Origin of the sequence: Sphingomonas sp. 22R3R2A-7, from assembly GCF_036856055.1 — a bacterium.
Lineage (GTDB): Bacteria > Pseudomonadota > Alphaproteobacteria > Sphingomonadales > Sphingomonadaceae > Sphingomonas.
In genome coordinates this window covers 3,529,074-3,554,788 of sequence record NZ_JASPFR010000001.1, presented here as the reverse complement: position 1 = coordinate 3,554,788, position 25,715 = coordinate 3,529,074, and the positions used below count along the sequence as shown (strand labels likewise).

The window sequence follows — 25,715 nt, the reverse complement described above, 5'->3', positions numbered from 1 at the left end:
TTGAGCGCTGCTCTGCCCACCCAGTCGTCCAATAGGGCGGCGCGCGGGGCGTCAGGTCGCTCCGGTCCGCTGGCCCCATCATCAACCAGCCTCGACGGTCAGTTACGGTTGGTGAAATCCTTGATCTCGTCCGGCGTCGCCAGCCGTGGTCGCGCCTTGGCGTCGGGAGGCGTCGGCGCCGGCTTGCGTTTGGCGGGGGTCGCAGCGCGCTCGGACGTCGGCGCCGCCGATAGCGAGCTTCTGCTCGTGCCGCTGGTATCACTGACTGAGGATTCGGTCAGGTCGGAGGTGCTGCCATTGGCCTTGACCTCGAGTACCTCAACGCGACGGGTGAGTAGATCCAGATCGAGCTTCTCTGGCGTCGCCTGCAACGCCCCGACCTGTCGCTCGAGCTCGTCGATACGTTTGTTCGCCGCTGCGATCCGCACCCCCGCCTCGAGACGGTCGAGATCCTGCACGAGGGGATCCTGCTTGGCGACGTTCCGGTCCGTCGCAGATGTCGGGGGCCGATCGCATCCTGATGACAGGATCAGGCAGACGAACGGCAGGATAACTCGCGATCGGTAAAGCATCACCCGCGCTTACGATGCCGCCGACGGCGTGTCAGCCTGATTTGCACATGCGGGATTGGCGTCCAGCGCTGCTCCCGGCAATCGGATGCAGCAGCTGGCGTTCGGATTCAGGCGTTCGGCAGTTTCGTCGTGCGCAGCCGCGACAGCAGCGCTTTGGCATCTGCAGGTGCTGCCCGCTGGAACAGGCTGAACAGGGCTGCGTCGTCCATGTCGTCGATCGCGAAGCCGATCGGCAGCGCGATCGGCTGGCGGATCCGCGCGCCCGGCTGTGCTTCGAGCACCAGCGCGAACCAGATCATGCCGACCGGCGAGGCGCCGATGTCGTCGGCGAATTCCTGCGCCACGGCCTGGCGGATGCGGATACGACGATCGGGGTTTGCCGCGAACCACGCGATGTCGCCCTGCTTGGCGATCTCGATAAGCCGTGCCTGCATTGTCTGAGCTCCACCGGTCATCTTCGCCTCCTTGCGCGCCTCGACGCGAAACCCGCCGGCCGCCCATAGCAAAGCCCTGCCCGCCGCCAACCCGCATGCGCCTCGTAAAGTGCTGCAATTACCCACCGTCGTGAAAATGCGACCGCTTGACGAAGGACCGCGCCGGACCCAACACTGTCGCCCGAGCGATGGACAGTGATCCCTCGCCGCCAGGAGAGGCATCATGAAAAGCACTTACGCAGTCGCGCTGCTGCTCGGCTCGATTCTATCGGCCGCCAGCCCTGCTCACGCACAGACCGCCGGCACGGCGAGCGCGGGCGACCCTGTCGACCGTATGATCGTGTTCGGCGACAGCCTCGCCGATGGCGGTTACTATCTGACGCTCGATCCACGGCTCGCGCGCGATGCGGGCAGCTTCACGACCAACCCCGACCCGGTCGCCCCCGAAGTCCTTGCCGCGCGACTCGGGCTCCCGCTCGACCCCGTCTATGGCAAGGGCGGGACGAACTATGCGGTTGGTGGCGCGCGCGTGACCGCGGCGAACGCGCTGTCGATTCCGATCACCACGCAGATCGGCAACTTCCTCGCAGCGGGCGGCAGCTTCGGGCCGCGTGACCTCGTCTATATCCAGGGCGGTGGTAACGACTATTTCGCGTTTCAGGCGGCGGGCAGCACGAACAACGCGACGCTGACGACCGCCGCGACGCAGCTCGCCGCGCAGGTGTCGCGCCTGCAGACGTCGGGCGCGACGCGCATCGTCACGCTCGCGGTCCAGTCCGGCGGTGCCGCGGGAATCCAGCTGTTCAACCGGACCTATGCCGCCGCGCTCGCGGCCGCGAACGTCAACGCGCTGTATTTCGACACCGATCGCCTGTTCAACGAACTCGTCACCAGCCCGTCGACCTATGGCTATACCAATATCACGGGTGTCGCCTGCACCGTGCCGTCGTCGCTCGCCTGCACGCGGTCGACACTCGTATCGCCCAACGCGAACGAAACCTACATCCTCGCCGACAGCGTCCACCCCGCGGGCATCACGCAGCGGATCCAGGGGCAGGCGGTTGCAAGCCTCGTCAAGGCGCCCGAACAGATCGCCGGGCTCGGCTATGCCGCGCAGGCGATGTTCAGGGCCCAACGCGACCTGCTCGAAGGCCCCGAGCGTGGCGGTTCGCAGCGCGTCGGACGCGGGCTGTCGATCTTCGGCGGTGCCGCCTATCATTATTATTCGAGCGGCAATTCGGCGCAGCGCGTCGGGCTGAACGAACGCGGGTTCAGCGGGACGATGGGTGCCGACCTCGCGATCGGCGACGCCTCGGGAATCGGCATCGCCGGGGGATATTCGGACGGCAAGGGCGACTTCCAGTCGGGCGCAGGCAGCTACAAGCCCCGCGCCTGGTCGGCGAGCGGCTATGCGCGTGGTGAACTGGGCCCCGTCCGCCTGCTCGCCGACGGCTCGTACGGCGAGATCGACTATCGCCGGATCCGCCGCACGGTGCAGCTCGGACCGGCGATCCGCTCGCATGATGGCGAGACCGACGGCAACTACGTCGCGGGGCGAGTCACCGCCGCCTTCGACCTCGTCTCGCGCGGCGGTATCGCGTTCGGACCGGACGTTGCGGTTCAATATGACCGGGTCCGCATCGCGGGCTACGCGGAGAGCGGCGGGCTTTCGACGTCGGCAAGCTTTGGCAAGCAGGAGATCGAGAGCCTGACCGGTCGCTTCGGCGCGGTCGTCCGCTCGACGCCGGGGCAGCCGGTACGCGTCTTCGCGCGCGCTGGCTATGAGCGTGAATTCGACGACGATCCGCGCATGCTCGTGATGACGCCCGCCGGGGCACCGATCAGCTTCACCAGCGGCGTCGAGCGGGCCGATCGAAACTATATGAGCTATGCGATGGGCGTCGACGGCCAGATCGCGGGCGCGCTTTCGCTTCGTGGCGGCGTCTCGGGCTATGCGCTGCGCGACGATCGCGACAGCGTCATCGCGTTTGCCGGACTCTCCGCCGCGTTCTGAGATGGACGACGCGCGCCGGGATGCAGCAGCCGCCTGTGTCCCGGTGCGCCGCCGAGCGAACGAAATCGCTGCACCCCGAAGGGTAAGTCATTGCTGGACTGATGTTAAATGGCGGAGAGGGTGGGATTCGAACCGTAGTCTGAAGTAGTGCGGTTTGGACCCCCCACCCCTCATAATATTCCGCTAATTCAAGCATTTGTTGAAAACGCCAGGATTCGGTGATCTGAGTTGGGGATGATATAGACACCTATCGCGAGTGGGGTAGGCGTTAGGGTACATGAGCAAGACATCGTTTCAGCTGAATGCCCGTACGGCACAGCTAATAACTTCGACCGGCCTGCATGCGGATGGTGACGGCCTATACCTCCAGGTCAAAAATGGAGGCCGCAGCTGGGTTTTCATATACTCGTGGGACAAGCGCCGCAGAGAAATGGGCCTCGGCTCGTTCAAAAGCGTATCCTTGGCGACAGCTAGGGAGTCTGCTCGTGAAGCACGTAGCCATCTGGCAGCAGGCCGGAACCCGATCGAGGTAAGGAAAGCCGAACGTCAAGCCCTACGGCAAGCGGAGCGAGTCGAAACGTTTGGCGCCTTCGCCGAAACGTATATCGATAACGTCGAGGCTGGTTGGCGAAACCCAAAACACCGGCAGCAATGGCGCAACAGTCTCCGAGAACATGCCGCCAGGCTGCAAGACATTCCTATAGCCGCCGTTTCGACGCAGGATGTAGTAGAATGCCTTCAACCGATTTGGCTGACCAAGCCGGAAACCGCCAACCGAGTTCGCGGTCGAGATCGAACGCGTAATCTCCGCAGCGAAGGCTTTAGGGTTGCGGCCGGCGGACGTGGTCAACCCAGCGCAGTGGCGAGGACACTTGGATGTGCTCCTGCCAAAAAGGTGACGCTGTCGCGAGGTCACCATGCAGCCATGCCCTACGCCGAACTGCCAGTATTTATGCAGGAACTAGAGAAGCGTAGCGCCATGTCGGCACGAGCGATGACATTCCTCATCCTGTGCGCGGCTCGGACAGGCGAAGTGCTTGGCGCACGGTGGGAGGAAATCACCGGATCGGAATGGACTGTCCCCGCCGCCCGAATGAAGACTAGCCGCCCCCATACAGTCATGCTCTCCCGGCAAGCTCTAGAGCTTCTGCAATCGATCAAACCGAAAAAGGCAGACGGCTTCATCTTCCACAGCGGGCGGCCGTCGGCACCCCTGTCAGGAATGTCGTTGCTCATGCTGTTGCGCAGGATGGGAATGAACCACGTCACATCACACGGCTTCCGCTCCGCGTTTAAGGACTGGTCGGCGAATGAAACCACGCACGCTGATGAAGTTTCAGAAGAGGCGCTGGCACACGAGATTGGATCAAAGGTCCGAAAGGCATATCGGCGCGGCGCAGCACTACAGAGACGAGCAGATCTGATGAGAGACTGGAGTTCGTTTCTATATCCGATTCAACTCAAAGTTGAATTGCCCTCCGAAATTACGAGTCCGTAAAGAAAGATGGTATGTGTCCACATCGCACCAAACGAGATGGAGTCGCGCCGTGGATAATAACCAGCCTATTCGCCCTTGGGATGGAATTCCTGCATCTGGCCCCTTGCTAACGCCGTTGAAGGCCGCAGAATACATAAGCTATAGCAAGAAGCAGTATTACGCATTGGCGAGTAAAGGCGACCTGCCGTATCCCATCAAGATCGGTAGAGGCTACAACGGCGCCTCCGGGGTGCCGCGGCCGTGGCTTGACGCAGTCATCGCCTCTCGAGCCGCCGCGCAGGGAGACCGCTAATGGCATCTCCTCAAGAACAGGTCGCAAACCTGCAGGCCAAGCGCGCTACGGCAAAGACGCAATACGATGCCAGCGCACTGGCCATCACGGCCGATGACGCAGCACGGCGGGTCAACGTGGAGGCCGACGTTCTGGAGCTGCCGCGGCCTCACGAACAGCTTTCCGAGAGGAAACGGGCCGAGCTTATCGAGGCGCAGGCCGCATGCGTCCGCATTATCAATTTTGTCGACAAGCAGCTGCCAGGTGCTCGGCAGGATGCGGAAAACGCAATCGCTGCGCGCAGACGTCTTCAGGGGCAGCACATCAGATCTGAACTGGTACCACCACTGCTTGAGGCTGCAAAAGCGGCCGGCGCGGTATTCGGACGCGCGCTAGCCAGCCTTGCCGCCGCGGAAGATGCCGTGCTGCGCCTCCAAAGCAGGCCTGGAATGGAACACGGCCAAGGCAACGCTTCAGCCTTGTGCGCTGCGATGCGTTCTACCGAGGGGCGCAACGTCTTTTGCGACGTCGGTGCCGGGCGTGGCGCCTGGGACTGGGCCGGCTACGCTGAGACGTCAGCTCGAGATCGAAGCAGAAATTCAGGAGGTCGCACAGTGACCCAGCAAATGAAGACCGATCCGGCCACGCTGCTCGCGCTTGGCGGCTCATTGGGGCTGCAGGGTTTCGCCGGAGCCTTGCCAAGTGTGCAAGGCCAACACCGAAAGCAGCCGCCAGCATCTTCCAAGGAAGGCACAGCCCCAGCTCAAGCCTCGACGACTTCGAGGGCATCAAGCGCGATGGCGCTCGCGAAGTCTGCACGACTGCAGTGCGTTGCTGACGAAGCGGGTGCGCAGTGAGGCCGCGGCGCATGATCCCCTGGCCGCTGTGGCAGCAGCGCCGGATCGCAGAACTTCGCGCTGAAGGCATGGACACCGCGATCGCCCAGCAGGTCGGTAAAGTCGAAACGGCTACACGGCAGCGAATTAGTCGCTGCATCGGATGGAGGGCGGCCCGAGCGGCAAAGCTGAACATCCTCGTCGACGGTGAGGATGTAAGGTTTGTTCTGACCGGCGGCCTTGCCGGGCTAACGGCTCAGCAGCGAGACCGCTTACTCGACCTGCCAAACCTATCGCCGGTAATTACGCCCGCCGCTTAAAAACAGAAAGCCCGAAGCGATCACCACGCTTCGGGCTCCCTGGATTCTGCGAATCCGCTCGACACGGAATACATAGCAGATTTTGGGGCCAACACAAGGCTTCGTTGTATTATGTCCATTGCCCGGAAACGTCTTTCTCTTGTCTCGTCTTCATGCCCTGCAAACAAAACAATCCTCGACCAAGTTGGCGAACTTGTTCAAGCAGGCTTTGCTATTCACTGGCTTAAACCGTCTTCCAAGCAGCCGGCATATGGAATCGGTTGGCCTGACGCGCCGGTGGCAACTGTTGAAAGTCTAAGCGCCTCGTACGAGGCCGGTAACAATGTCGGGGTCCGCCTCGGCCAACCGTCTGCGCTGGCTAGCGGGGGTTTCCTCCACGCCATCGACATCGACATCCGCATCCCTGAACTCGCTGACGAGGCGTGGGCGGCATTCGCCACATTGTTCCCCGGTGTCGCTCGCGCTGATTTGCCGGAAGTGCGCTCCGGCAGCGATGGCGCATCACGCCACCACTATTTTGTCACTGACAGGCCATTCGGGTCCAAGCTCCTGGCACGATCGGAAGGCAAGCATCGTCGCGCAGACGGCGGATGGTCCAACGACTGGGAAATTGAGCTATTTGGAACGGGCAAGCAACTGGTGCTAGCGCCGTCTATTCATCCTGTCACAGGCAAGCCATACGAATGGGTCCGGCCGTTCGAGTTCGATCGGTTTGAGCAGCCTTGGATCGCCGCAGACCTCATTGAAACGTTGGGCGCCGTTGACGCTCGCACATTTCCGTTTGAAACAATCCCCCCCGCGACATTTGACCCCGGACAGTTGGAACGGGAACTCGGCCTAATTCCGGTGTCCGATCTCCACTATGACGATTGGATCCGAACTCGGCCAGGCGCTGCACCACCAGTTTGGCGGGTCGCAGGAGGGGTTCGACCTCTGGCTGCAGCACACGCGTCGCTCGAAGAAATTCACTGGGGAGGCGCAAATCCGCGAAATGCGTCGGATCAAATGGCGCTCGTTCGGTAAATACCGCGGCAAACCCGTTACCATGCTGACCGTTCGCGAGTGGTATTTCGACGCGTTGCGAGCCGCGCAGATAGCCGAACTCGACGATCTGCCGGATGACGAGTCGGAAGGCACCAGCGACGTCAGTGACGTCGACGACCTCCTGAAGGAGCCCACGCCGACGATTAAGTTCGACGACGCCGTTTTTGATATTGGGCTCACAGATACGGCGTTGGACTGGAAAACGCTGCTGGCCATCAGCGAGAAAGGCAGCATCGAACCCAACCTGCATAACCTGCGGCTGATCGTAGAAAACGATAAGCGGACAGCCGGTGTGACGGCGTTCAACGAATTTAGCCAGGAGATCGTTCAGCGGGGTACGCCCGGCCTCCGATCCCCGAACCGCAAGAACCAGGCGAAGCCATTTGTGCAGTTGTCGGGCCCCATCTGGACGCTGCGAGACCGCGCCAATGGCGATTTCTGGACTGAGGAAAAGGACGATCTGATCCGCGCGATGATCGAAGCGCCAAAAACGCAAGGCGGGTACGGCATCAAGGTGCCGGATCGCGATCTACGAGCAGCCATCAACATCGTCGGCCGCAAGAACTGCTTTCACCCGGTGCGCGAATACCTGTCCGCGCAGCAGTGGGACGGCACGCCGCGAGTCGATCGGCTGTTCATCGACTACCTGGGCGCACCTGACGACGCCTACGGCCGCGACATCGCACGGCTAATGATGACCGCCGGCGTCGCGCGTATATTCGAGCCCGGCTGCAAGTGGGACTATGTCGTGATCCTGCAGGGCCTGCAGGGGAAGCGGAAGTCCACCTTCATCAGCACACTCGCTAAGAATTGGGCCGCCGAGCTCGAGGGAGACATGACGGACACACGCGCCATGGTCGAAGCGATGCAGAAGGCTTGGATACTCGAGATCCCCGAGCTGGCCGGATTTACCCGCGCCGACGTCCGACACATCAAGGGGTTCGTCAGCCGCCAAACAGACAAGGTTCGCCTTGCGTACGCAAAACGTGCCCAGGAATATCGCCGGCAATCCATTTTTTGCGGCTCGACCAACGATTTTAAGTTCCTGAAGGACGATACTGGCAACCGTCGTTTTTGGCCCATCGGCTGCCATGTCGAATCGATCGATATCGATCGGCTGCGCGCTGAAGTCGATCAGCTCTGGGCCGAGGCCGTGGTGCTGTATCGCGCAATGAGACTGGAGCAGCCGGTCGGCGACCTGCCGCTCTATCTGACTGGTGAGGCCGCGCAGGCGATCGCAGTTCAGCACCAGGAATCTGCGCAGGTGGAAAGCGCGGATGAGGCTCAAGCGGGTCAGATCGGCGCATGGCTGGACACCCCGATCATGAGCGGCAGCGTTGATGACGACCGGGACGCTACCGGCAAAGCTATCGTTCGAAACGAGACATGCTTGCTCGAGATCTGGGTCGAATGCCTGAAGAAGGACCGCGGGCTGTACAATCAGCAGACCGCGCAGATGCTGGGTCGCGCGATGCGTAAGGTACCTGGGTGGACAGTCGAAAAGAAGGCTCGCCGGTATAACCGGGAATATGGCTTACAGCGTGTCATTGCTCGCGACGTGGGGACGTCGCCGTGACCTGCCGCCGGAAGACCTGCCAGTCGGAGTGCGATCGGCGAGCGGTTTAAAACGCTCAATAACAGTCGTTCCGATCGGCAGCTCGCAATCTCGGAAACGGACTTCCGTTCATCGCCGCGATCTTTCTGGATGCGAAATTTAGATGCTTTGCATCGAATATGGGTTAGCCGATCTCCGCGGACGATAAAGCTTCAGTAGTGTAGTACGATGGCGATATCTCGGGAGAAACCGCGTGCTGTATCGGATATCGACCTTGGCAGTCATAGCTGTTGCTCTACCGCAACCGGGCATTGCGCAAACGCATAACGATCCCACGCGATCTGTCATGACCATACGAGGTATTGGGCCGGTAGAGATATTGGCTCCGAAAAGTCTACTCACTGCAATTCGTGGTTCCGCAGCCCAGCCTATTCAGGTTCCTGATGCACCCCACCCGTTACCACCCTGTCCTTATGATGCGGGCGATGGGTGTGAAACAGCTGCCAGTGCACGACTTAGAATGGATAAGGCAATCGGGCGGTAGTCGTCATTTCCGCCCACACCGGACGTTTCGGTGGGCAATTCGCGGTATCAAAGGCAGACATCTGTTCATGACGATGATGCCAAACCTGACCACGCCATAATCTGCGCCGAAAGCCGGCGTTGAAATCGAAAAAATGCGCCGTATGGTCCCATCATGACCCTACACGTCGTTACTCGCGAGAACCCTTCGGAAGCCGACCGGAAGGCGGTTCTCCGGCCTTTGCGGGCTTATAATACGGCGCGGGCAGGCGACCCACGCATCCGTCCCGTTGCCCTGCTTCTGGCTGACGAGGCCGGCAATCATGTCGGCGGCCTAGGGGCGAATGCGCCTATGATTGGCTCTTCGTGGAACTTCTAGCCGTCCCAGAAGAATATCGGGGCAAGAGTTATGGGAAGACTCTCATGGAACGGGCCGAGGAGATTGCCCACGCCAACGACTGCGTCGGCGTGTGGCTTAATACTTCCGAGTTTCAGGCTCGCGGGTTCTATGAGAAGTTAGGCTTCGAGGTATTCGGCACCTTAGACGACTATCCCGTAGGTCAGAAGACATTCTTCCTTCGCAAGCGCTTCCCAACGGCGCCAGGCGGCGTTCGCTAACGCAACCTGCCTTTCCTGTAGCGCTCGGTCCGCTTTCTTTCCCTTTCCGGACGTTCCGGAGCCGATCGCGTCGAATGTCCGCTACCGACCCACTTTCGGCCATTCACCGGCCAATGCCCTATTCCCAACTCCGGTCGTTTGTTCATGTAGGCACACCTGCCCCGACGGTAACGCGTTGAATGGCGAGAAGTGGAACATATCTGCCGCTCCAGAGCAGTATGTCGAACGTCCGCTAATGTGGGGGAGCCGACGTTCAGCTTAGCTTCCAATTGCGACTAGCTGGCGTTACTTTTTCGCAGCCGAACGACTTTGGTTCAGCGCAAACAGGCGGGCGAGGATTTCGTCCTCGTCCAGCCGGCCGGCGCGCCAGTCCTCGCTCCAGCCATAGGCATCGGCCACCGCCGCATCGAGCGCCGCGTGCGCGTTCGCCAACCATTGGGGGCGGGCATTGTAGAGATTGGTCAGCGTCCGCTTCTTCAGCTCCTTCGCCGCGGCCTCGTCTTTGGGCAGGATGCGATCGGGATAGCCGGGCACCACTTCGGGCTCGTGGACCACCAGATCGGCGGGATTGAGCCAGTTTTCGCGCAGCTCGTTCAGCCGCGCGGCGGCGGCGGCGATCGCCTGGGAGCGGGGATCGTCGGCGTATTCGACAGCGGGGATGTTAGGGCTCAGGCCTTCGGGAAAGGGGAAGGTCTCGAAGGTGGTTGAGGGGTGTAGCGAGGCCGGTCCTCCAGCGAGGTGCCCATGCGCAGCGACCAGAGTTCGTGGAAGCGCGAGTGAAGGATACCGAAGCTGGTGTCGTCGTCGCGAGCTAAGATTACGACGGCCGAGTCCGGGATAACTGTGGAAGCCGCCCAGATGAAAAGCCGGTACTTAGCAACTCGTGGCGTAAAAATAGCTCGGCTTTGGCCTGTTACCGCACGTCTGATACCAGGGACGGTTTCACCGTGTTGCCACCAAAATAGTCGGCGCTTCTCCCTGCGATTCTCATCTCTCAGCGGCTTCACTGCCGCTAGAATGTGCTGGAACGGCGCCTCGTACATCGCAGCGTGAGCTACGTCCAGAATGCCGAAATCAACAATCCATCGATCGGATGCGCGCCGAGTGATATCCATCCCGTTCAACAGCGGTCGAACGACATCGCTGTTATATCGCTGATTGGGGTTCACCGGCGCCTGCAGCCAGGTCCGCGCCAGCGAGCCTTCAACGTCAAATGGTCCAACCTTCACGGGTCCCTGAAACGCCACGCCGCGATCTTCCGAAAGGCGGGCCGCAGAAGTGAGATCAGCTCCACTGCCTAGCTCAGCTAAGTCAGAATAGATTCTGCTGATCATTTTCCCGTTGAGCTTCGCCCCTCCACTAGGTTGCTTTGAAAAGCATACCAGCGAGACGCGGACCGCTGCACCATCGACGGTCCACCCCTCGTCACTATAGGCATCGAAGATGCTGCCATGTTCGACGATTGGCTTTAGAGCTTCCCGATTGGCACCGCCCCGGATGCTGTTGGTGCTGACTAGCCCGGCGCGCTGCAATCGAGCGCTCTCGATCATCGCCCACGCCTTCGCGAACCAGTAGCAAACCAAATCGACCCCGCCCGGCACGTCCGGCCACGCCTTGCGCAGTGCCAACGTGTAATCTTCGCCCAGCTCGCCGATCATCTTCTTGTTGCCAAGAAACGGCGGATTCCCCACCACGACGTCCGCTTCCGGCCATTCCGCCCGCGTGCCATCCGCGTTCAGCACAGCATCGCGACACTCGATCGTATCCAGCGGTCGCAGGATCGGGTTCTTGGCCGCGTCAAAGCCATTGCGCCGCATCCACTGGATTTCGCCGATCCACACGCTCACCCGCGCCAGTTCGGCGGCATAGGGATTAAGCTCGATCCCCAGCACGCATTCCGGTCCGACGCGGGGAAAGCCGCGCGGCAGGCCCAGCGCCTCGGCGTCCAGATTGGCGCGGTGCTCGATATCTTTTAGCGCCTTGAGCGCGACATAGAGGAAATTGCCCGATCCGCAGGCGGGATCGAGCACGCGGAAATTGGCCAGCCGCTCGATGAACGCCGAATGGATCGCCGTCGCCTCTGCCAGCATCCGCGTCGCCCGCCCGCGTTCCGCCGGTGTCAGCAGCTTTTCGGCAGTGCGCTTGGGTGCCTTTTCGATCAGCGCGGTGATCTTTGCCAGTGCCTCGGCCCATTCAGCCTCCAGCGGTTCGATGACAACCGGGCGAACGATCATCATGATCTTGTCGCGATCAGTGTAATGCGCGCCCAGCTGGCTGCGCTTGGCCGGGTCCAGTCCGCGTTCGAACAGCGTGCCGAGGATCGACGGGTCGATCTGCGACCAGTCCCGCCGGGCGGCGGCGAGTAGCTGGTCGATATCCTCGCCATCGACCGGGAGCACGCTGTTGTCGGTAAAGAGCCCGCCGTTGAACCAGTCGATCGGTGTGAAATCGATGTCGCCACCGGTCGCCATCGCGCCGAACAGCTTGGCGGCATTGCCTTCGAATCTTTCGGGCCGCGCCTTGCTGGCGCTCAGCATCTTGGTGAACATATCGTCGGGGAGCAGCCCGACATCCTCGGCAAACATGCAGAAGACAAGCTGGTTGACGAAATGGGCCACGCGGTGCGGCTCGTGGCGCCGGTCGCGCAGCCGCTGGGCAATGGCCACGAACTCGCGCGCGGTCTCCTCGGTCAGTTCCTGGCGCGACTTGGCTGGCTTGAACTGCTTGGGATCGGTGAACGCCGCCTTGAGCCGATCGCGCACTGCGCCATCGGTCAGGTCTTCCAGCGCGATCTCGTGCGTCTCTTGGACGCTGTTGGTCCAGTTGGTGCGGATCACGATCCGGTTCATGTCCGAAGTGATCAGCAGCGGCGGATTTTCGAGCGCCACCGAATATTGGAGAAGCTGGGCGTAGGCCTTGTCGAGATTGGCGTGCCGGCCCTTATATTCCCAGCCGAAGCATTCGCGCCGCCACACATCGGCCCAGCCGTTGCCGCCGCTCGTCTTATTGGCGCCCTTTTCGAACGTAAACCATTCGCCCTTGGGGTCCGCCGATACCGGATCTTCGATGCCGAGCAGCGCGCACACGTCGTTGAAATGGCTTTGGGAGGCCGATCGCTCCTTCAGCTCGACATTGCGCCATTTCTTCAGGAAGTCGTGCGGTGTCATGCGCCCCCGGGAATAAGTGATGGAGCCTGCACCAATTTCGCGAGCTCCCGCTCGTTAGTAGCCAATCGAAACCATTGAGCAATCACGCATGGGTTGCTGGCGAAGGTCGCCTTGGAGGCGGTTTTGATCTTCCGGGTGCGGAGGCGCTGCAGCCGGACATCTTTTGACCATCAGCGACAGGCTGTAGCGTAAGCTGCCGTCAGGCCGGCCGCCGCCGAACGGCTGAATCTGGTCGACTACCGCCGGTTGCTTGATTGGGGCGAAGTAGGACTTTCCTGCCGTTCCCTCGCGGCTTGCTGAGCGGCAGATCTGGCCAGATGCTGACATAAAGCTTCTGCCCGACAGCCTAGCCGCCCCGTCGTACCGTATGAACGAACGTCCGCTTAGCCAGTGGTTCACCCGAAAGCGGCCTGGCTGGTTTCCACCAATTCCGGCTATTCCGTGAACGCGCTTAAACTCCCGAAAAGCTGGCGAAAGGCATGACTTTCTCGAGTGCACACCGGATTACAGCCTGTTTTGCAGAAATCGTCACCACCCTGTAACGGCAAAACCCGCAGAAATCTGCCATTGTTACAGGTGTTACATGTTACAGGTCGATCGCCATAGTCTGTCGTGTCACGGCTTCCCCGCGATACCACCCACGGTCTCAACCTAGGTCGCACCTCACCCCATCAATTCACCACTATCTATTAGACCCCTGTAACACCTGTAACGCTGTAACAATGGCGGTTTTCTGCGGGTTTCCGCGTTACAGGTCATGTTACAGGCCCCTGACCCTGTAACAGCATACGGGTCTAGCGTGCGAATTTCCGCATATTGCTCTGACGCTGGTTTGGAATGGGTTGGAAACAGGGACTCCGCGTTCCGCGCCAGCACGTCGTAGGACGCAGGAGGACCCGCAGCGGATAGCATGTGTCCGTGCACGTCAGCAGTCGTCTCAACGTGGCCAAGTAGGAATGCTAGCAACGCCGGATTGAACGGCTGCTGAGCTTAGCCTGCGGGCGGACGTTCACGGTCGACGAGACACACCGTTTGCACGGCTCGGTACAGAAGCCCTTGGCATGCGCCAGTTGCCTATGCCTCTACACCGACGGCTACGCGTATGCTGTTACCGGTGCCCGCATTGCCGCGCGCCTAGCGCCAGTATAACCGGTGATGGATCGGGCTATACGGCACGCACAGAGCAGCGAACCAAGGTTACGTGTCAGTCGACGTGCCAGTACCGCGCGACGCCCTGAGGCAGGCAATTGCCAAGACAATGTTCGTATCCGCAGTAGGGGTCTGCGCAGTATCTTCGTGCTTGTAACTAGGGTCATTCTCTTCGACGATACCTGATGCCTGACGAACGATTATCGCTCCGAATCCATCGTGATAATATGATGTCTACCGGCATCGGCTGGGTGCGGCGTGTTCGCCGGTTTCAAAAATGGATAAATGTTGGCTGCGTGCTTGGCGGAGCACTGGTATCCGGTATCGGCGGTGGGATGGAAGGACCTATGGTACCAGCACTCGGCTCAGGCATACTGACGCTGAAAGGGCTTCTCGTATGTTTCGGTGCGGCCGTAGTTTTCTTAGGCGGACTTGCTCTCCTAATTATTCAAGATGAGGCGCCAGAGCTTCTTGCACGGGCGGCAGCCTTGGAAGGGCAGGCACAGCAATTCTTGGACGAACGCGACGGGCTTACGATTCGGCTGGAAGGATTAGGGGCTCTTGACCGTCGACGGCTCGAACTCATCGACGCGAATCGCACAATGAGAGAAGCTTTAGAACAGACCCTCCTTATACCGGAAGCGGATGCGCTCGGGGCCGCGCAGGGGATGATCGACCTCGCTGGGAGGTATCTTATTTCATCCATCGGATTTGAAACCGGTGAAGCATGGGCAATCTCCATTTTCCGTGTCGAGGCTGATAATAACGGGGACGGTGATGGTGAAATACTCAACCGCATAGCTGCCTTACGGGCAGAAAAGCTTGATGAGCGGCGTCAACCCCGGAGCTGGCGGCGCAATGAAGGCTTCGTCGGCGCGGCTTGGGTCAGTAATCGGGATACAATAATCGAAGACTGTCACGAACCGAGGGTCGCCGCTGACTACCCTGTCCCGCCGGGATGCCGGCGCGAATATGACGCAGATCGCTACAGGTCGATGGCGGTCATACCGATCCGGCTGGGTGCCGACCGTAGAGTTTGGGGGCTGGTTGCAGCGTCAACAGACCGGATTGGTCGCTTTCGACGCGATCCGGGCAACCGCCAAGTCCAAACGGTCGATACCGTTCGCCTGATCGCTCGAATGACAGGATTGATGGCAGCGGCCTTCGAGCGAGCCGGAAATTGATGTTGGTGCGTTTCCATAGCCGTGTTACCCCACCTCTATAAGGAGCCCCCGCCAATGAAAATCGGTATGGAACAGGATCCGATCGAGGAACTCGATCGGGAGGAAGAGCGCGTCATCGCTGCTGCCGTCCACGCTCGGTTCAGTGGTGGTGACCTCAAAGCCGCGTTACGCGAATTTGATCGCTTGGCTGTCACCAGGATTGCGATGCACCAGAGGGTGACAAGCCTCTGCGCCTAACCAGGCCGAGCCCAATTGCATCGTAAGAGCGTGATCGAATCGCCCATACCGGCATTCCAAACGAGTCAGGCCGACTCGTTCGTGGGACGAGATGATTCAGACGATGCGCCGTGACATTGAAGAGCCTGACTCCGGCGAGTAACATAATATTCGACGGGATGCGCCGGAACACCCTTTTGCCCGATCGCCAAAGCGCGTGACGGCAGTCAATCAGATGGTTGCTCGCGGATAGTGACCTGCCCACTGGTTGGTGAACGAAGGCCGGGGCCCGTCAATCATTCCCAAGAATAACCGAACTTCTCGAACAGCGGCCGAGATACCTCTGGTATTTCGCCGTGCTGCTTAAATGGTAGCCGCAACAAGCCGAAATCGGCCGCGGATCGTGCACGCAAATCCCGGGCAACGCGCGGTTGGAGGGCGAAGGCCGGCTCTAGGTCCTCAGCAGTTCGGATGTTCGCAGCTTGGAAGAAGGCACTGGCGGCAATATCGGCAAGTTGCAAACCGGCAAGGGTGTCGTGTCGTTGCACCTCCACCAGGTCCGGTGTGATGACACCAGGCACGATCTCACGAGCTAGTTTCACTCCATGCCCTGATACCGCCTGCGCCTCGAGCAGATCTAGATACGCCTTGAGATGATGGTAATCGTGGCCACCGCGTTCGCTGAATACGATGCGTGCGCTGCGGTTCTCCAAACCCTCCAGCACGGCTCGACGAGAACACCATGATGTGACCCTCTCGAGTAGCAATCGCAGGCACCAGTTATAAAACTCGTCCTTGCCCAAAGGCTTGCCGATCCTGTGATTCCGGCGCCCACGCATATTTGTCTTGTGACTGGCTACCGTGAATAGCCGGACGTGCTTCGTCGAAAGCATGCGGCAAACACGGTGACGGTTGCTCTGGCTGAGATTGCGATAATGCAACGTCTGCCGCTGCTGCATGCGCACCGCTTCTCGCATGTCGCGGAGCCAGTCTACAACGTCATGATCGCGCTCAGTGCTAACAACTGCAGCTGACACAACAAACCACTCGGACGCCCCAACCGGCGTCTTGGCTTTGATACCAGGGTCGCCCGCCTCGTCGATATAAGCGGTGAAACTGTGCGCCATGCCGTTACATTTCGCACCGGTAACTGAACTGTCAAGCCGCGCCGAACTCGTTGATTCGCACAAACTAATTATACGCAACGACGAGGCGGCGGCCATTGGCCCGTGCCGTTTGAATACCGCCATTGTAAAAAGAATGGTCGATTTTGAATGTTCTCCGCGCTTTCCCGCGATCGAGTTGCCCGCTATCCGCCCAGACCGCTCAAAATTGAGCAAATGGGGGCACTATGAAGAAATTGACGATCGCCATAATTGGCGCACTAACTGCTTGCGTCGCAGCTGTACCAGCAAGGGCTCAACTGGTGCTTGAAGCAAACGGTGCTCGTGCCGACGGCGAATGGGGCGGGGAACTTGGCGCTGGCTATTCATTCGGCGCGGGTGGCTTTCGCCTGACTCCAGCCGCAGGTCTATTCCTCTATCAGGGGAACAACGATCGCTATTATCAGGACAGCAACGGCGGAAATGAGCGCTGCCGGGACAGTCGCAACGGCCAGTACGCGAAGGACTCCAAGTGCGATAATACGGCGGTGAAGCCCTACGGCCGCGTTGAAGCGACGTACTCAATTCCGCTGTCGGCGACAATCGGCGCCGGGGTACGGGTCGGCGAAGACGTTCGACCATACGGGACGGTTGCATTCCCGCTCGCCCCTACGCTCAGCCTAAAGGGCAATGCAGGGCCGCATTACTTCTCGCTGGGCCTGCGCGTCGGGCTCTAACAGATACGGCACGGCCTAGGCCGTGCCGTCGTATCGTGTTCGGCCTAGACAGACATCATGCCATCGAGACCTTCGTACGCGTCGAGGTGTGCCCGCCGGAGCGATATAGCACGTCAGCTGCTTCCTCAGACGTGATACCTGCCGCACTGGTGTCGACCGAGACAAAAACGCCACCCTCGTTGATCCGGCCTTCGTAATAGCTGGCATCGACGCGGCTGACACCGTGGTCAGTCATCACCTTCTCCAGCCCGCCGACAGCGCCGCCAAGGGCTGCCCCAGTTACCGCAGCAGCGGGGATCGCCGCGGATGCGATCGCGCCAGCAGCGACCAGTGGACCGACGCCTGGAATGGCAAGCGCAGCGATACCGAGCAGCGTGCCGATACCAGCGCCGGCAGCAACCTTGCCGACGAACTCCCGGGTGTCGCCGTTGCCATCTGTGGTCGTGTTCTTGCCGTCGTGCTGGGCTACGATGGAAATGGCACTGTCGTTTACACCCGCAGCGCGAAGATCGGACACGGCGCGCTCTGCCTCGGCGTGATTATCGAAGACAGCGGATACCAGGTTCGTGCTCATCATCAGATCCAGTCGAGAATGGCGTTTACAGATGAGCCTAGAAGTCGCGCTGACTTCCTATCGTTCCAAATATTGATGGTTAGCGCCGTAGTAACCTTCAATGTTGCGGCAGAGCGCAAGGAGGCGCTGCACCGGCGATTAACTCGCTATGCCAATCAACAATGATCGAGCTGTTCACTGGCACGAGGTATAACGATTGCTGCTAAGACCCAGTCGCCTCCGTCTCGCACCGCGTTCTCGATCGCGGCGCGCTCCATGAACCTAAGATTCCCGCCTGGCTGCTTACGGTCCTGCATAACCTCCCGAGCAAATATCAACCGGACGCCCCCGAGCGTTACGCAAGCCCGATAGGAATGAGCAGATCATGCGGCTGTATCGGCTCGGCCGGACTGACAATCAGATGGCCGAATTGCTGGGATGTACGCCTCGCATAGTCTACCGCTTGTGGCATGGCCGCGCGCACCGCGCACGACGCCGCAGAGGCGGTATATTCTGAGCACGCTCGGCGATGCTACAAGCGTAGGATCATTCTTTCATAGTAGTAGGTCTGCGTCCGAAACCCCCGCCACCGACCCGATCCGACTATAAACAAAGTACGTCAGGTCGCCGACAGCGAAGGCGCCGTCATATTCCAGGCTCGTTAGCCGCGCGCCTGCATCTGTCGTAATCACCACTTGACCGCCTCCCGTGAAATCGAGGTCGCGGTCTGACCCGAACAAGATCGCCCCGTCACCATCCTTGTCTATAATTTTTCGGGTCGTCACGAGCACATCGTCTAGGCCAAAGTCTCCAATACGGTCATTGCCTAAGCCACTGCCAGTAAACAGGAAAACGTCTCCGTCAGTACCGCCGAGCAAAAGGTCATTGCCTAATCCGCCCTCCAACAGGTCGCGTCCCGCCAGGCCAGACAACGAGTCCGCACCTGCGAGTCCACGCAGCACATCGCCGCCTGGTGTCCCGATCAGCGTATCCGAATCTGCCGTGCCCGAAGGATCGTCGCTACGTAGTTTGATCTCAACGACGATGCTGTCAGTGCCGGTCTCGAACGTCTGGCCGCTTGCGGTAATCCGGATTGCTATGGTTTCTTCGCTCTCGACTGCGGCATCGTCCAGCACGGCAATTCTACCAAGGTTGATCAGGTAGTCGCCTGCGGCCGATTGGGTAACGGAGAAGGTGCCAGAGAAGCTGCCTACATTCACGTCTGCGCCGTTGGCGGCGGTCGATCGATCGTTCAAGAACGACATCGTCACCGCGGTACTGACATTCGTCACGTTCTTGAGTGTTAGTCCTAGCGTGAACGAGGAATCCACACCTTCAGTAACCAACGTGGGCGCCGTCACGAATGCAGTCGCGAGGTCGGCCGCGGCGATGAAGGTCGGTGCGTACCCGCTAAAATTGTCCGCAGTAAGCGATGCTGCGCTAACATTCTCTAGGCGGGCAAGCGTCTGGAAACCGGCATTACGGCCTAATGCGCCATCGCGGTCAATCTGAAATAGAGTGTCCGGTCCCGCTTGAACCAAGCGAAGATAACCGCTCGCACCGAACGGATTGGACCCGTCCCAGCCTTGGAAGCCAAAGGCGAAATTAGACGTAATCTCAATGTTGTCGCCGGCAACCCCACTGGTAAAGTCGGTGATTACCGGGACCGCATTTTGGGCCGCGAAGCTCGACAGTTCTACTTGGTCGCGCCCAGCGCCTAGCGTTGCTCGTACGGCGCCTGGACCGTTCCCCAACATGAGCCGATCCGCACCTTCGCCAAGATCAATAGTACCCGTGCCGGTTGTGAACACATAGTATCCGACGCGGTCATCGCCCGATCCACCGTCAACTCGTATCGTCTCAGCTACGGTCGTCGGGCCACTGGGGGAGTGGGAAACGGTGATAATGTCGTTTCCCGTCCCGCCGCGAAGCGTGTCTGAGCCACCATTGTCGCTGATGAAGTCGTCCCCATCGCCGCCGTCGACTACGTCATCGCCGAAGCCGCCCTGGATATTGTCTGACCCCGCACCTCCATCGATGATGTCATTCCCATTGCGCCCGTCGATCTGATCGAACCCACCCAACCCTGTGATGGTGTCTGCACCGACGGTTCCCGTCAGGCTCTCCGAATTTTCGGTGCCGGAGATTACTGCGCCTTGAACTGGATCGCCAGAGGGCGCGTACCCGCCTATATTGGCGGCTGTGAACGCCCTCGCATCGGCGTTACTGAATCGGATCAGCGTCGTGAAGCTCGACCCTGTTCCAACAATGCCGTCGCGATCAAATTCGAGCAATGCATCGGCATCCGACTGGCGTAGGCGCAGATGTCCGCTGGCTCCAAACGGATTTGATCCATCAAAATTTGATGCGTTCCGCGCCAGATAATCACCGATGTCGAACACGTCGCCAAGGTCGCCGACTTGAAAATCAGTCAGCACGGGTGCCGAATTCAAAAACGCTGACTGCTGAAGCGTCACTGTGTCACGACCAGCGCCGGTGCTGATCGTCACGGCCGCGTTTGATATAAACCCGAGAGATATCTTATCTGCGCCATCGCCCAAGTCGACGGTCATAGTACCTCGCGCTGCGGAATTGAGTTCGACCCGATCGTCGCCAGTCCCTGCCTCGACAACCAATGTTTCAAGCGCACCAATTGAGCCATAATGGCCGACACTGATCGAGTCCGCCCCGGTGCCGCCGCGCAGCGTGTCCGACCCGCTCGCGAAATCCGTGATGAAGTCGTTTCCATCGCCCCCATCAAGGACGTCATCACCCGCGCCGCCCTCGATACTATCGCTATCAGCGCCGCCGTCGATGACGTCGTTTCCGCCCCTGCCGTTGATCTGGTCGAACCCGCTGAAGCCGTTGATAACGTCGTCGCCGTCGGTGCCCTGAAGGTTATCCCCAGCCGACGTTCCATCGATACGCATGAACCTCTCCCCACCTGATACTTAGCCCGCACATTGATTTGATGACGCTGCCAGTACAAGACGAGTTAGAGATCCGAGAAGGCTCTAACGACCCAAAGCGCTACATTCGCCTCGTATTTGAGGCAGTCCGGTTCTTTCATTTTTTGGCAACCCCGCCTCCAGAATATCGCGTGAGATGGAGGGGGCATTATGATGACTGAAGAAGCTGAACGCGCTCGCGCATATCATGAGTTGCGGTGCCAACAGGAGCGGCAGCGCGTTCACGAGGCGCGGTGCGACCTGTCAAGGCGCGCGCATATCCGCCTTTTTCAGCTTCACCGGTCGATGATGGTCAACCCAATAGACGACCTCCCTGCACCCACCTCAGCAATGGCGGTCGAATAGCTGAAAAGGGAATTAGAGTCGGACCAAACGTTTGTACTGCCGTTTATCCGACACGACCTTAATAGCTTAGGGCAGTGGAATGGCTCATTAATACGGAGCCACCGCTTATCCGAAGCAACGCTAGTTATCTCTTCTCCCAGAGAATTTGATCCAAAACCGATCCATTGGACCGAATCTCTACCCGCCCTTAGACCTCGGCAGACTACGCTTCGTGTTTAGCGACAGGAGGAAGTTTGATGAGGTTGATTTTGTGCGCGGCATTAATGCTGCCGGCGATAGCCAATGGCGCAAGCGCCCAGAGTTCAGTGGCTGTCCGCGGTCATACGACCCGTGAAGGCGTTTACGTACCGCCTCACGTTCGAACTGCTCCGAACGAGACGAAGGTCGATAACTGGAGCAGCCGGCCGAACGTGAACCCTTATAACGGCAAGGTGGGGACGGCCGATCCGTACGCCCCAAAGCCATACAAGCCATACACGCCCAAATTTTGATAGCGGGGGCGGCTGTTACGGGCCGCCCCTTTCAATTGCTCGGCTTTATCCGCATTCACCCATGCGATACTGTCGCCAGTACCGGTCCCACCGAACCGCCGCCCCGGAAGCGATCGCCGCGCATGACAGCGACCGTCCGTCCGGCAGCGTGCATCGAGCAACCACCCTGCTGTAGCTCTTGCCGGTTGCCTCACACTGCAGCGTCTTTTGCAGCACGAGGCGTTCGACGATTTTCTGGCTGCGTTTGGCGGCGGCGTTGTCACAGCGATAGTTTACCCGTCGCGGGTCAGCCGCACGACAAGGTGATGCGCTTTCGAAATCAGGCGCCTGGACGCCGGCAATCCGAACCTTGACGCTGTTCGAGCACCATAGGGGTCCGTCGCCGTCGTGTACGCGGGTGACCGTGCATGAGAACGCCGTCGCTGGTGCGATGGCGATCGTCATCGGGAAATCACCACGGCAACGGCATCTGCGCGCCGTCAGCGTTCAACGGCTGGAACAGGCCACCGTACACATGCTGCGCGACTTCTAACCGAGCAGCTGCCCGCAAAGTCTCGTCGTACGCGCTGAGGCCAGTTACCGCCCACGGAGGCGCCCCGTCGATGAGCATGGCGATCCGTTCGGCGGTGATCACGCCGCCCATCAAATGTAGTCGGTTGAGTAGGTCGCGTATGGCGATAGGCCACGGCGCGCGAACTCTGCCTCGATCGGTGCCAACAAGGACTCCGGGCCATCCTCCATCGCTTGGAAATAAATGGTCTGCATCTCGCATGGGCGGAGGTCGGGCAGGATTTCAGCGATCAAGATATGGGTCTGGCTGAAGGACTGGGCGCCGTTGCGCATCGACTCGGGTGCGTGTTCCATGCGCTGATCATAGCGGAACAGATGGGGAACGCAATCAGGCTCAAAGGCACGTACGGCAGCGTGCACAGAGCGACAGCGCGAGCGTATCTCTTGCCGGTCGGTACGCATCGCAAAGACAGGACTGACCGGTATCTCGGCGATCTCTGGCTTCGCTGGGCGGCAGCATTGTCCCGGCGATAGTTTCCGCCAGACCCGGCACGGTGTGGCGGGTGGGGCCGCATATTAGCACAGCAGGGATAGATCCAATATCAGGGTATTTCCCCTGTTGCTCGTCTATGTAATTCGCCCCAGGATAGCAGCCGATCCGTGACCGTGGGGGCGGCAGGATCTATAACAATAGGGGGAATTAGTGATCGTTCGGAATTATGCCGCATTTGCGGCCGCGGTGATGCTCATCGCTCAACCAGCTACGGCAGGTGGCCCAAAGTTTTTACTTCAGCCGGTCCCGGTCGGAATGGAGACAGTGCGGTTCCAGCAGGGTGTGCCCACGATCGACCTGCAGATGCCTGATGGTGTTGTCCAACTAACACCGCTGCCCATGGATCATGGCAGCTTGGCGTTCAGTGTTGCGGTTTACAACGACGGCAAATTACCTGCGAATGTTGACGTTACAAACTTCGACGTTTCGGCCGGGCAGCAGAAGATTGCGGTATTAAGTCGCGAGCAACTGGAATCCAAAGCCAAGAATCGCGCCATGTGGGCGTCGATTGCTGTCGCTGCGGCTGGCGGCATCGCGGCGGCAGCAGCAGCGAACCAGCGCGATACGTACACGCACACGCTGTACACGCCACGGGCCACATATAGGTCGGTTTACTCTGCACCCAGTCAGGCCGGCCAAGTTGCAGCCGCTGCGTCCATCGCAGGCGCTGGCGTCGGCATTGCAGCCATACAAAGCCAGCTTGACCAGACGCGCCAAGCGTTAGGTGACAGCACTGTGCAGATGACTACGGTGGATCCCGGCGACAGCTATGCGGGCCGGATCGTACTTGAGAAGATCAAGTCAAAGGTTTTGCCGCAACGTGTTGCTATAACAGTAAACTGGAACGGCCGCGCCTACCCTTTCGCGTTCCAAATGGTGAAAAGGGAACGCCGCAGCCGGTATTCGCGATGACGCCTGTTCCTGCCGCGACAACGCAAGTTTTGCCGGTAAATGCCGCATCACCAAGCACTTTGCCACCAGCGGCTTCGACGACCTAAATTCTTTCTGAGGTAGTCAGACTCACTTATCGCTCCGCACTCAGTTATGCATACTTAATATGGAGCGACCGTTAAAGTCGGTTTTCCACTCACCTTTAGAGATCAACCGACTTTACCCGCTGAGTGAACGCTAAATCACCTCCCTATGGCTGCATATATTGCGCGCTCGCTTCCCGTGACACGAGACGAGCATAGCTAAGAGTCGATCATGGCATCGGCGAATGACACGAGAATGCAACGAAATGGGTCGCGGTTAATTGCAAGAATTCGGCCGTCTTTCAGGCCTAAGGGGTACGAATATGAAAAAGACATTTGCAATCGCGATCGCTGCCGGCCTCATCTCTCTGTCGGCATGCAACTCAAGCCCGCGCGAGCAGGCGGCCGATAACATCGAAGCAAACACTGAGGCCGTCGCAGATAACCTAGAAGACGCTGCGGACAACGTGAGCAGCGATGCAGCTGAACAGAGCCTCGAGAACAAGGCAGACGCGGTACGCGCGACCGGGCAAAACCAAGCCGATGATACGCGTACGAATGATCCCGACACGAACCTTTCGAACGGGATCTGAGTTAATACGGTAGAACGGGCCGCTCCCAAGCGCGGTCTGATCGGAAGGAGCGCCGGGGGAAGCCCTGGCGCCCTTTTTGTATGTCAGACGAACGCCGCGATTTCAGCGGCAGTTGGCTCAACTGCGATCGGGTATTCGCCCGAAAGAAACTCCCGACGCTCCGCCGCCGTCACCGGCATAAAGATCGTCTTCGGCGAGACCGACCGTACGTCATCCTTAAGGACGCTGCCTCGGACGACTTCCTTCGTATTGTAGACGATCTGCCCGGTTGCCTTGAGCGGCTTCAGGCCAGCCTCTTGGACCCTGGCCGCAGCTGTGAATGCGGCACCTTTGCGCATGATCTGGGCATATGAGTCGTTGACTACGTCGGCCATGTGATCGGGCTCCTATCGCCTCCTAAAATGAAGGCCGCCTGCGGTGGAGTGAAGCCGCAGGCGGCCAACTCGTTTAGGCGAACTCGGTCTGCTGCTCGGAGAACAACGACAACTCCGCCGTCGAAGGCTCTTCAGCTGCTGGGTACTGCCCCTGCAGCAGCTCGGCCCGTTGCGCCGCCGTCGGCGGGACGAACAGCGAACCGGGGATTGCAGTCTGCTGTGCGCCGTAAACGATCGCGTTGATCGCCTTCAGCGGAACGATGCCAGCTTCCGGGATGACGGGATCGGGTAGCGCGCCACTGGCCGACCAGTTGGTTTTGCCATCTGGCAGGCGCTTGCGATCGATTTCGAGGGTGTCGTTGCCGGTGGGGCGGGGTTTCGCGTTGGCCATGTGATGTATCTCCGTGAGTTGTACCGCATCCCACAAATGTACGGGCCAGTGCGGAGACACCAGCCCGTACTTTCGCGGGACGACTCGTGTATAACTCGAATGCGCACAACGCCGTAATTTCGAAGGGCCAATACAACTACAAGTTGAGAAGCCCGTCAAAATCACTACCAGGCTGTGTGAGTTCCTGGATATCGCCTTTATTTACCTGCATCATCTGCCAAGACTGAATATCTGATGACAGCCAGAACCGGCGCTTCGGAGAATGCAGATAAGGGCGTGACTGCGGGAATTGTCCCGCTCGCATCAATCGGTAAAGCTCCGATTTCGAGACGCCGGTCGTTTCCATAACCCGCCGCAGTCCCCAAAACTCAAGAACTGCCATGCTTCCCTCACTTCTTAAGCCAACCGGACGCAGTGCTCGGCGATCCTCTGGTAAAAGCCCGCGTGCATCGGTGTCCAACGCCCTAAATCGACAGCGCCACGCGTCACGCTAGCAAGCATTGGCAGCCCCGCATCGGTCGACATCCGCGAAATGATGGCGTCCGCAAATCGGCGCCCGGTTGCGCAATCTGCCGCGTAATCGCCTGTCTCAGGCATGTTGATGTATCCAGCGATCTCTTCACGAAGGGCGCCGGTGTTCAAATTCAGCTGATCGACCACGAACATAACTCCTGCTGGTGAGTGTCCGGGCCAAATTGCCGCTTGGTGACCGGACGACGACG

27 protein-coding genes are annotated in these 25,715 nt (G+C 59.7%); 13 read left to right on the top strand and 14 right to left on the bottom strand.

Annotated elements, in window-relative coordinates:
• Positions 1-98: 98 nt before the first annotated feature.
• Positions 99-458 carry a hypothetical protein gene (locus QP165_RS17010; RefSeq protein ID WP_333996490.1) on the bottom strand — a complete coding sequence of 120 codons (360 nt, stop codon included), beginning with the start codon at positions 456-458 and terminating at the stop codon, positions 99-101.
• Positions 459-679: 221 nt separating this feature from the next.
• Entirely contained in the window at positions 680-1,027 is a 348-nt protein-coding gene (locus tag QP165_RS17005; protein ID WP_333996489.1) for a hypothetical protein, read from the bottom strand.
• 202 nt (positions 1,028-1,229) lie between these two features.
• Here QP165_RS17005 and QP165_RS17000 point away from each other — a divergent pair, with 202 nt between their 5' ends.
• The 7 genes from QP165_RS17000 (at position 1,230) to QP165_RS16970 (ending at position 9,684) form a co-directional block, all read left to right on the top strand.
• Positions 1,230-3,020, top strand: a complete 1,791-nt coding sequence (locus QP165_RS17000; protein ID WP_333996488.1) for an autotransporter outer membrane beta-barrel domain-containing protein — start codon at positions 1,230-1,232, stop codon at positions 3,018-3,020.
• Positions 3,021-3,297: 277 nt separating this feature from the next.
• Positions 3,298-4,518 carry a tyrosine-type recombinase/integrase gene (locus QP165_RS16995; protein WP_333996487.1) on the top strand — a complete coding sequence of 407 codons (1,221 nt, stop codon included), beginning with the start codon at positions 3,298-3,300 and terminating at the stop codon, positions 4,516-4,518.
• A 291-nt stretch (positions 4,519-4,809) separates the two neighbouring features.
• On the top strand, positions 4,810-5,646 hold the full coding sequence (locus QP165_RS16990) for a hypothetical protein (protein WP_333996486.1): 837 nt from the start codon (positions 4,810-4,812) through the stop codon (positions 5,644-5,646).
• An 11-nt stretch (positions 5,647-5,657) separates the two neighbouring features.
• Positions 5,658-5,945 carry a hypothetical protein gene (locus QP165_RS16985; RefSeq protein ID WP_333996485.1) on the top strand — a complete coding sequence of 96 codons (288 nt, stop codon included), beginning with the start codon at positions 5,658-5,660 and terminating at the stop codon, positions 5,943-5,945.
• 111 nt (positions 5,946-6,056) lie between these two features.
• Positions 6,057-6,968, top strand: coding sequence for a bifunctional DNA primase/polymerase (locus tag QP165_RS16980; protein ID WP_333996484.1), 912 nt, complete (start codon positions 6,057-6,059; stop codon positions 6,966-6,968).
• Positions 6,883-8,565, top strand: coding sequence for a virulence-associated E family protein (locus tag QP165_RS16975; RefSeq protein ID WP_333997060.1), 1,683 nt, complete (start codon positions 6,883-6,885; stop codon positions 8,563-8,565). Before QP165_RS16980 ends, QP165_RS16975 begins: the two co-directional genes overlap by 86 nt.
• An 867-nt stretch (positions 8,566-9,432) precedes the next feature.
• Complete coding sequence (locus QP165_RS16970) at positions 9,433-9,684, top strand: GNAT family N-acetyltransferase (RefSeq protein ID WP_333996483.1); 252 nt, start codon at positions 9,433-9,435, stop codon at positions 9,682-9,684.
• Positions 9,685-9,969: 285 nt separating this feature from the next.
• On the opposite strand, the gene QP165_RS16965 is transcribed toward QP165_RS16970, so the two are convergent.
• Both QP165_RS16965 and QP165_RS16960 read right to left on the bottom strand, forming a co-directional pair.
• Positions 9,970-10,218, bottom strand: coding sequence for a hypothetical protein (locus tag QP165_RS16965; RefSeq protein WP_333996482.1), 249 nt, complete (start codon positions 10,216-10,218; stop codon positions 9,970-9,972).
• A 134-nt stretch (positions 10,219-10,352) separates the two neighbouring features.
• On the bottom strand, positions 10,353-12,851 hold the full coding sequence (locus tag QP165_RS16960) for a class I SAM-dependent DNA methyltransferase (protein ID WP_333996481.1): 2,499 nt from the start codon (positions 12,849-12,851) through the stop codon (positions 10,353-10,355).
• A 1,334-nt stretch (positions 12,852-14,185) separates the two neighbouring features.
• On the opposite strand from QP165_RS16960, the gene QP165_RS16955 reads away from it, so the two are divergent.
• Both QP165_RS16955 and QP165_RS16950 read left to right on the top strand, forming a co-directional pair.
• Complete coding sequence (locus tag QP165_RS16955) at positions 14,186-15,184, top strand: hypothetical protein (protein WP_333996480.1); 999 nt, start codon at positions 14,186-14,188, stop codon at positions 15,182-15,184.
• A gap of 54 nt (positions 15,185-15,238) precedes the next feature.
• Positions 15,239-15,421: a hypothetical protein gene (locus QP165_RS16950; RefSeq protein ID WP_333996479.1), complete on the top strand. Its 183-nt coding sequence runs from the start codon at positions 15,239-15,241 to the stop codon at positions 15,419-15,421.
• 275 nt (positions 15,422-15,696) lie between these two features.
• On the opposite strand, the gene QP165_RS16945 is transcribed toward QP165_RS16950, so the two are convergent.
• Positions 15,697-16,527 carry a DUF3800 domain-containing protein gene (locus QP165_RS16945; protein ID WP_333996478.1) on the bottom strand — a complete coding sequence of 277 codons (831 nt, stop codon included), beginning with the start codon at positions 16,525-16,527 and terminating at the stop codon, positions 15,697-15,699.
• Positions 16,528-16,751: 224 nt separating this feature from the next.
• On the opposite strand from QP165_RS16945, the gene QP165_RS16940 reads away from it, so the two are divergent.
• The gene (locus QP165_RS16940; RefSeq protein ID WP_333996477.1) at positions 16,752-17,240 is read left to right on the top strand and encodes a hypothetical protein; all 489 of its coding nucleotides are present in this window, start codon (positions 16,752-16,754) and stop codon (positions 17,238-17,240) included.
• A 55-nt stretch (positions 17,241-17,295) separates the two neighbouring features.
• Here QP165_RS16940 and QP165_RS16935 read toward each other — a convergent pair whose 3' ends face one another.
• Positions 17,296-17,814, bottom strand: a complete 519-nt coding sequence (locus tag QP165_RS16935; RefSeq protein ID WP_333996476.1) for a general stress protein — start codon at positions 17,812-17,814, stop codon at positions 17,296-17,298.
• 310 nt (positions 17,815-18,124) lie between these two features.
• Here QP165_RS16935 and QP165_RS20115 point away from each other — a divergent pair, with 310 nt between their 5' ends.
• Entirely contained in the window at positions 18,125-18,310 is a 186-nt protein-coding gene (locus QP165_RS20115) for a helix-turn-helix domain-containing protein (protein WP_443019382.1), read from the top strand.
• Between the two features lie 37 nt (positions 18,311-18,347).
• Here QP165_RS20115 and QP165_RS16930 read toward each other — a convergent pair whose 3' ends face one another.
• The 4 genes from QP165_RS16930 to QP165_RS16915 all read right to left on the bottom strand — a co-directional run bounded on the left by QP165_RS16930 (position 18,348) and on the right by QP165_RS16915 (position 22,462).
• Positions 18,348-20,723 carry a beta strand repeat-containing protein gene (locus QP165_RS16930; RefSeq protein WP_333996475.1) on the bottom strand — a complete coding sequence of 792 codons (2,376 nt, stop codon included), beginning with the start codon at positions 20,721-20,723 and terminating at the stop codon, positions 18,348-18,350.
• 920 nt (positions 20,724-21,643) lie between these two features.
• Positions 21,644-22,042, bottom strand: a complete 399-nt coding sequence (locus tag QP165_RS16925; RefSeq protein ID WP_333996474.1) for a thermonuclease family protein — start codon at positions 22,040-22,042, stop codon at positions 21,644-21,646.
• A gap of 7 nt (positions 22,043-22,049) precedes the next feature.
• Positions 22,050-22,241, bottom strand: a complete 192-nt coding sequence (locus QP165_RS16920) for a DUF6771 family protein (RefSeq protein ID WP_333996473.1) — start codon at positions 22,239-22,241, stop codon at positions 22,050-22,052.
• Positions 22,241-22,462 carry a hypothetical protein gene (locus QP165_RS16915; RefSeq protein ID WP_333996472.1) on the bottom strand — a complete coding sequence of 74 codons (222 nt, stop codon included), beginning with the start codon at positions 22,460-22,462 and terminating at the stop codon, positions 22,241-22,243. The genes QP165_RS16920 and QP165_RS16915 overlap by 1 nt, the downstream gene beginning before the upstream one ends.
• Before the next feature lie 349 nt (positions 22,463-22,811).
• Between QP165_RS16915 and QP165_RS16910 the strand changes: the two genes are divergently transcribed.
• Both QP165_RS16910 and QP165_RS16905 read left to right on the top strand, forming a co-directional pair.
• Positions 22,812-23,573 carry a hypothetical protein gene (locus QP165_RS16910; RefSeq protein WP_333996471.1) on the top strand — a complete coding sequence of 254 codons (762 nt, stop codon included), beginning with the start codon at positions 22,812-22,814 and terminating at the stop codon, positions 23,571-23,573.
• A gap of 385 nt (positions 23,574-23,958) precedes the next feature.
• A complete protein-coding gene (locus QP165_RS16905) occupies positions 23,959-24,228 on the top strand; it encodes a hypothetical protein (RefSeq protein WP_333996470.1) in 270 nt (89 codons plus the stop codon).
• A gap of 83 nt (positions 24,229-24,311) precedes the next feature.
• Here QP165_RS16905 and QP165_RS16900 read toward each other — a convergent pair whose 3' ends face one another.
• The 4 genes from QP165_RS16900 to QP165_RS16885 all read right to left on the bottom strand — a co-directional run bounded on the left by QP165_RS16900 (position 24,312) and on the right by QP165_RS16885 (position 25,653).
• Positions 24,312-24,602 (bottom strand): hypothetical protein, encoded by a 291-nt coding sequence (locus QP165_RS16900; RefSeq protein WP_333996469.1) that lies wholly within the window; start codon positions 24,600-24,602, stop codon positions 24,312-24,314.
• Between the two features lie 73 nt (positions 24,603-24,675).
• Positions 24,676-24,993: a hypothetical protein gene (locus QP165_RS16895; protein ID WP_333996468.1), complete on the bottom strand. Its 318-nt coding sequence runs from the start codon at positions 24,991-24,993 to the stop codon at positions 24,676-24,678.
• A 136-nt stretch (positions 24,994-25,129) separates the two neighbouring features.
• Positions 25,130-25,375: a helix-turn-helix transcriptional regulator gene (locus QP165_RS16890; RefSeq protein WP_333996467.1), complete on the bottom strand. Its 246-nt coding sequence runs from the start codon at positions 25,373-25,375 to the stop codon at positions 25,130-25,132.
• Positions 25,376-25,389: 14 nt separating this feature from the next.
• A complete protein-coding gene (locus QP165_RS16885) occupies positions 25,390-25,653 on the bottom strand; it encodes a hypothetical protein (RefSeq protein WP_333996466.1) in 264 nt (87 codons plus the stop codon).
• Positions 25,654-25,715 lie beyond the last annotated feature (62 nt).

Bases quoted from the DNA above. Each gene is read 5' to 3' on its own strand.
- QP165_RS17005 (WP_333996489.1), bottom strand. From the start codon at position 1,027: ATGACCGGTGGAGCTCAGACAATGCAGGCACGGCTTATCGAGATCGCC.
- QP165_RS17000 (WP_333996488.1), top strand. From the start codon at position 1,230: ATGAAAAGCACTTACGCAGTCGCGCTGCTGCTCGGCTCGATTCTATCG.
- QP165_RS16995 (WP_333996487.1), top strand. From the start codon at position 3,298: ATGAGCAAGACATCGTTTCAGCTGAATGCCCGTACGGCACAGCTAATA.
- QP165_RS16990 (WP_333996486.1), top strand. From the start codon at position 4,810: ATGGCATCTCCTCAAGAACAGGTCGCAAACCTGCAGGCCAAGCGCGCT.
- QP165_RS16985 (WP_333996485.1), top strand. From the start codon at position 5,658: ATGATCCCCTGGCCGCTGTGGCAGCAGCGCCGGATCGCAGAACTTCGC.
- QP165_RS16980 (WP_333996484.1), top strand. From the start codon at position 6,057: ATGTCCATTGCCCGGAAACGTCTTTCTCTTGTCTCGTCTTCATGCCCT.
- QP165_RS16960 (WP_333996481.1), bottom strand. From the start codon at position 12,851: ATGACACCGCACGACTTCCTGAAGAAATGGCGCAATGTCGAGCTGAAG.
- QP165_RS16955 (WP_333996480.1), top strand. From the start codon at position 14,186: ATGCCTGACGAACGATTATCGCTCCGAATCCATCGTGATAATATGATG.
- QP165_RS16950 (WP_333996479.1), top strand. From the start codon at position 15,239: ATGAAAATCGGTATGGAACAGGATCCGATCGAGGAACTCGATCGGGAG.
- QP165_RS16945 (WP_333996478.1), bottom strand. From the start codon at position 16,527: ATGGCGCACAGTTTCACCGCTTATATCGACGAGGCGGGCGACCCTGGT.
- QP165_RS16940 (WP_333996477.1), top strand. From the start codon at position 16,752: ATGAAGAAATTGACGATCGCCATAATTGGCGCACTAACTGCTTGCGTC.
- QP165_RS16935 (WP_333996476.1), bottom strand. From the start codon at position 17,814: ATGAGCACGAACCTGGTATCCGCTGTCTTCGATAATCACGCCGAGGCA.
- QP165_RS16930 (WP_333996475.1), bottom strand. From the start codon at position 20,723: ATGCGTATCGATGGAACGTCGGCTGGGGATAACCTTCAGGGCACCGAC.
- QP165_RS16925 (WP_333996474.1), bottom strand. From the start codon at position 22,042: ATGACGATCGCCATCGCACCAGCGACGGCGTTCTCATGCACGGTCACC.
- QP165_RS16920 (WP_333996473.1), bottom strand. From the start codon at position 22,241: ATGGGCGGCGTGATCACCGCCGAACGGATCGCCATGCTCATCGACGGG.
- QP165_RS16915 (WP_333996472.1), bottom strand. From the start codon at position 22,462: ATGGAACACGCACCCGAGTCGATGCGCAACGGCGCCCAGTCCTTCAGC.
- QP165_RS16905 (WP_333996470.1), top strand. From the start codon at position 23,959: ATGAAAAAGACATTTGCAATCGCGATCGCTGCCGGCCTCATCTCTCTG.
- QP165_RS16900 (WP_333996469.1), bottom strand. From the start codon at position 24,602: ATGGCCGACGTAGTCAACGACTCATATGCCCAGATCATGCGCAAAGGT.
- QP165_RS16895 (WP_333996468.1), bottom strand. From the start codon at position 24,993: ATGGCCAACGCGAAACCCCGCCCCACCGGCAACGACACCCTCGAAATC.
- QP165_RS16890 (WP_333996467.1), bottom strand. From the start codon at position 25,375: ATGGCAGTTCTTGAGTTTTGGGGACTGCGGCGGGTTATGGAAACGACC.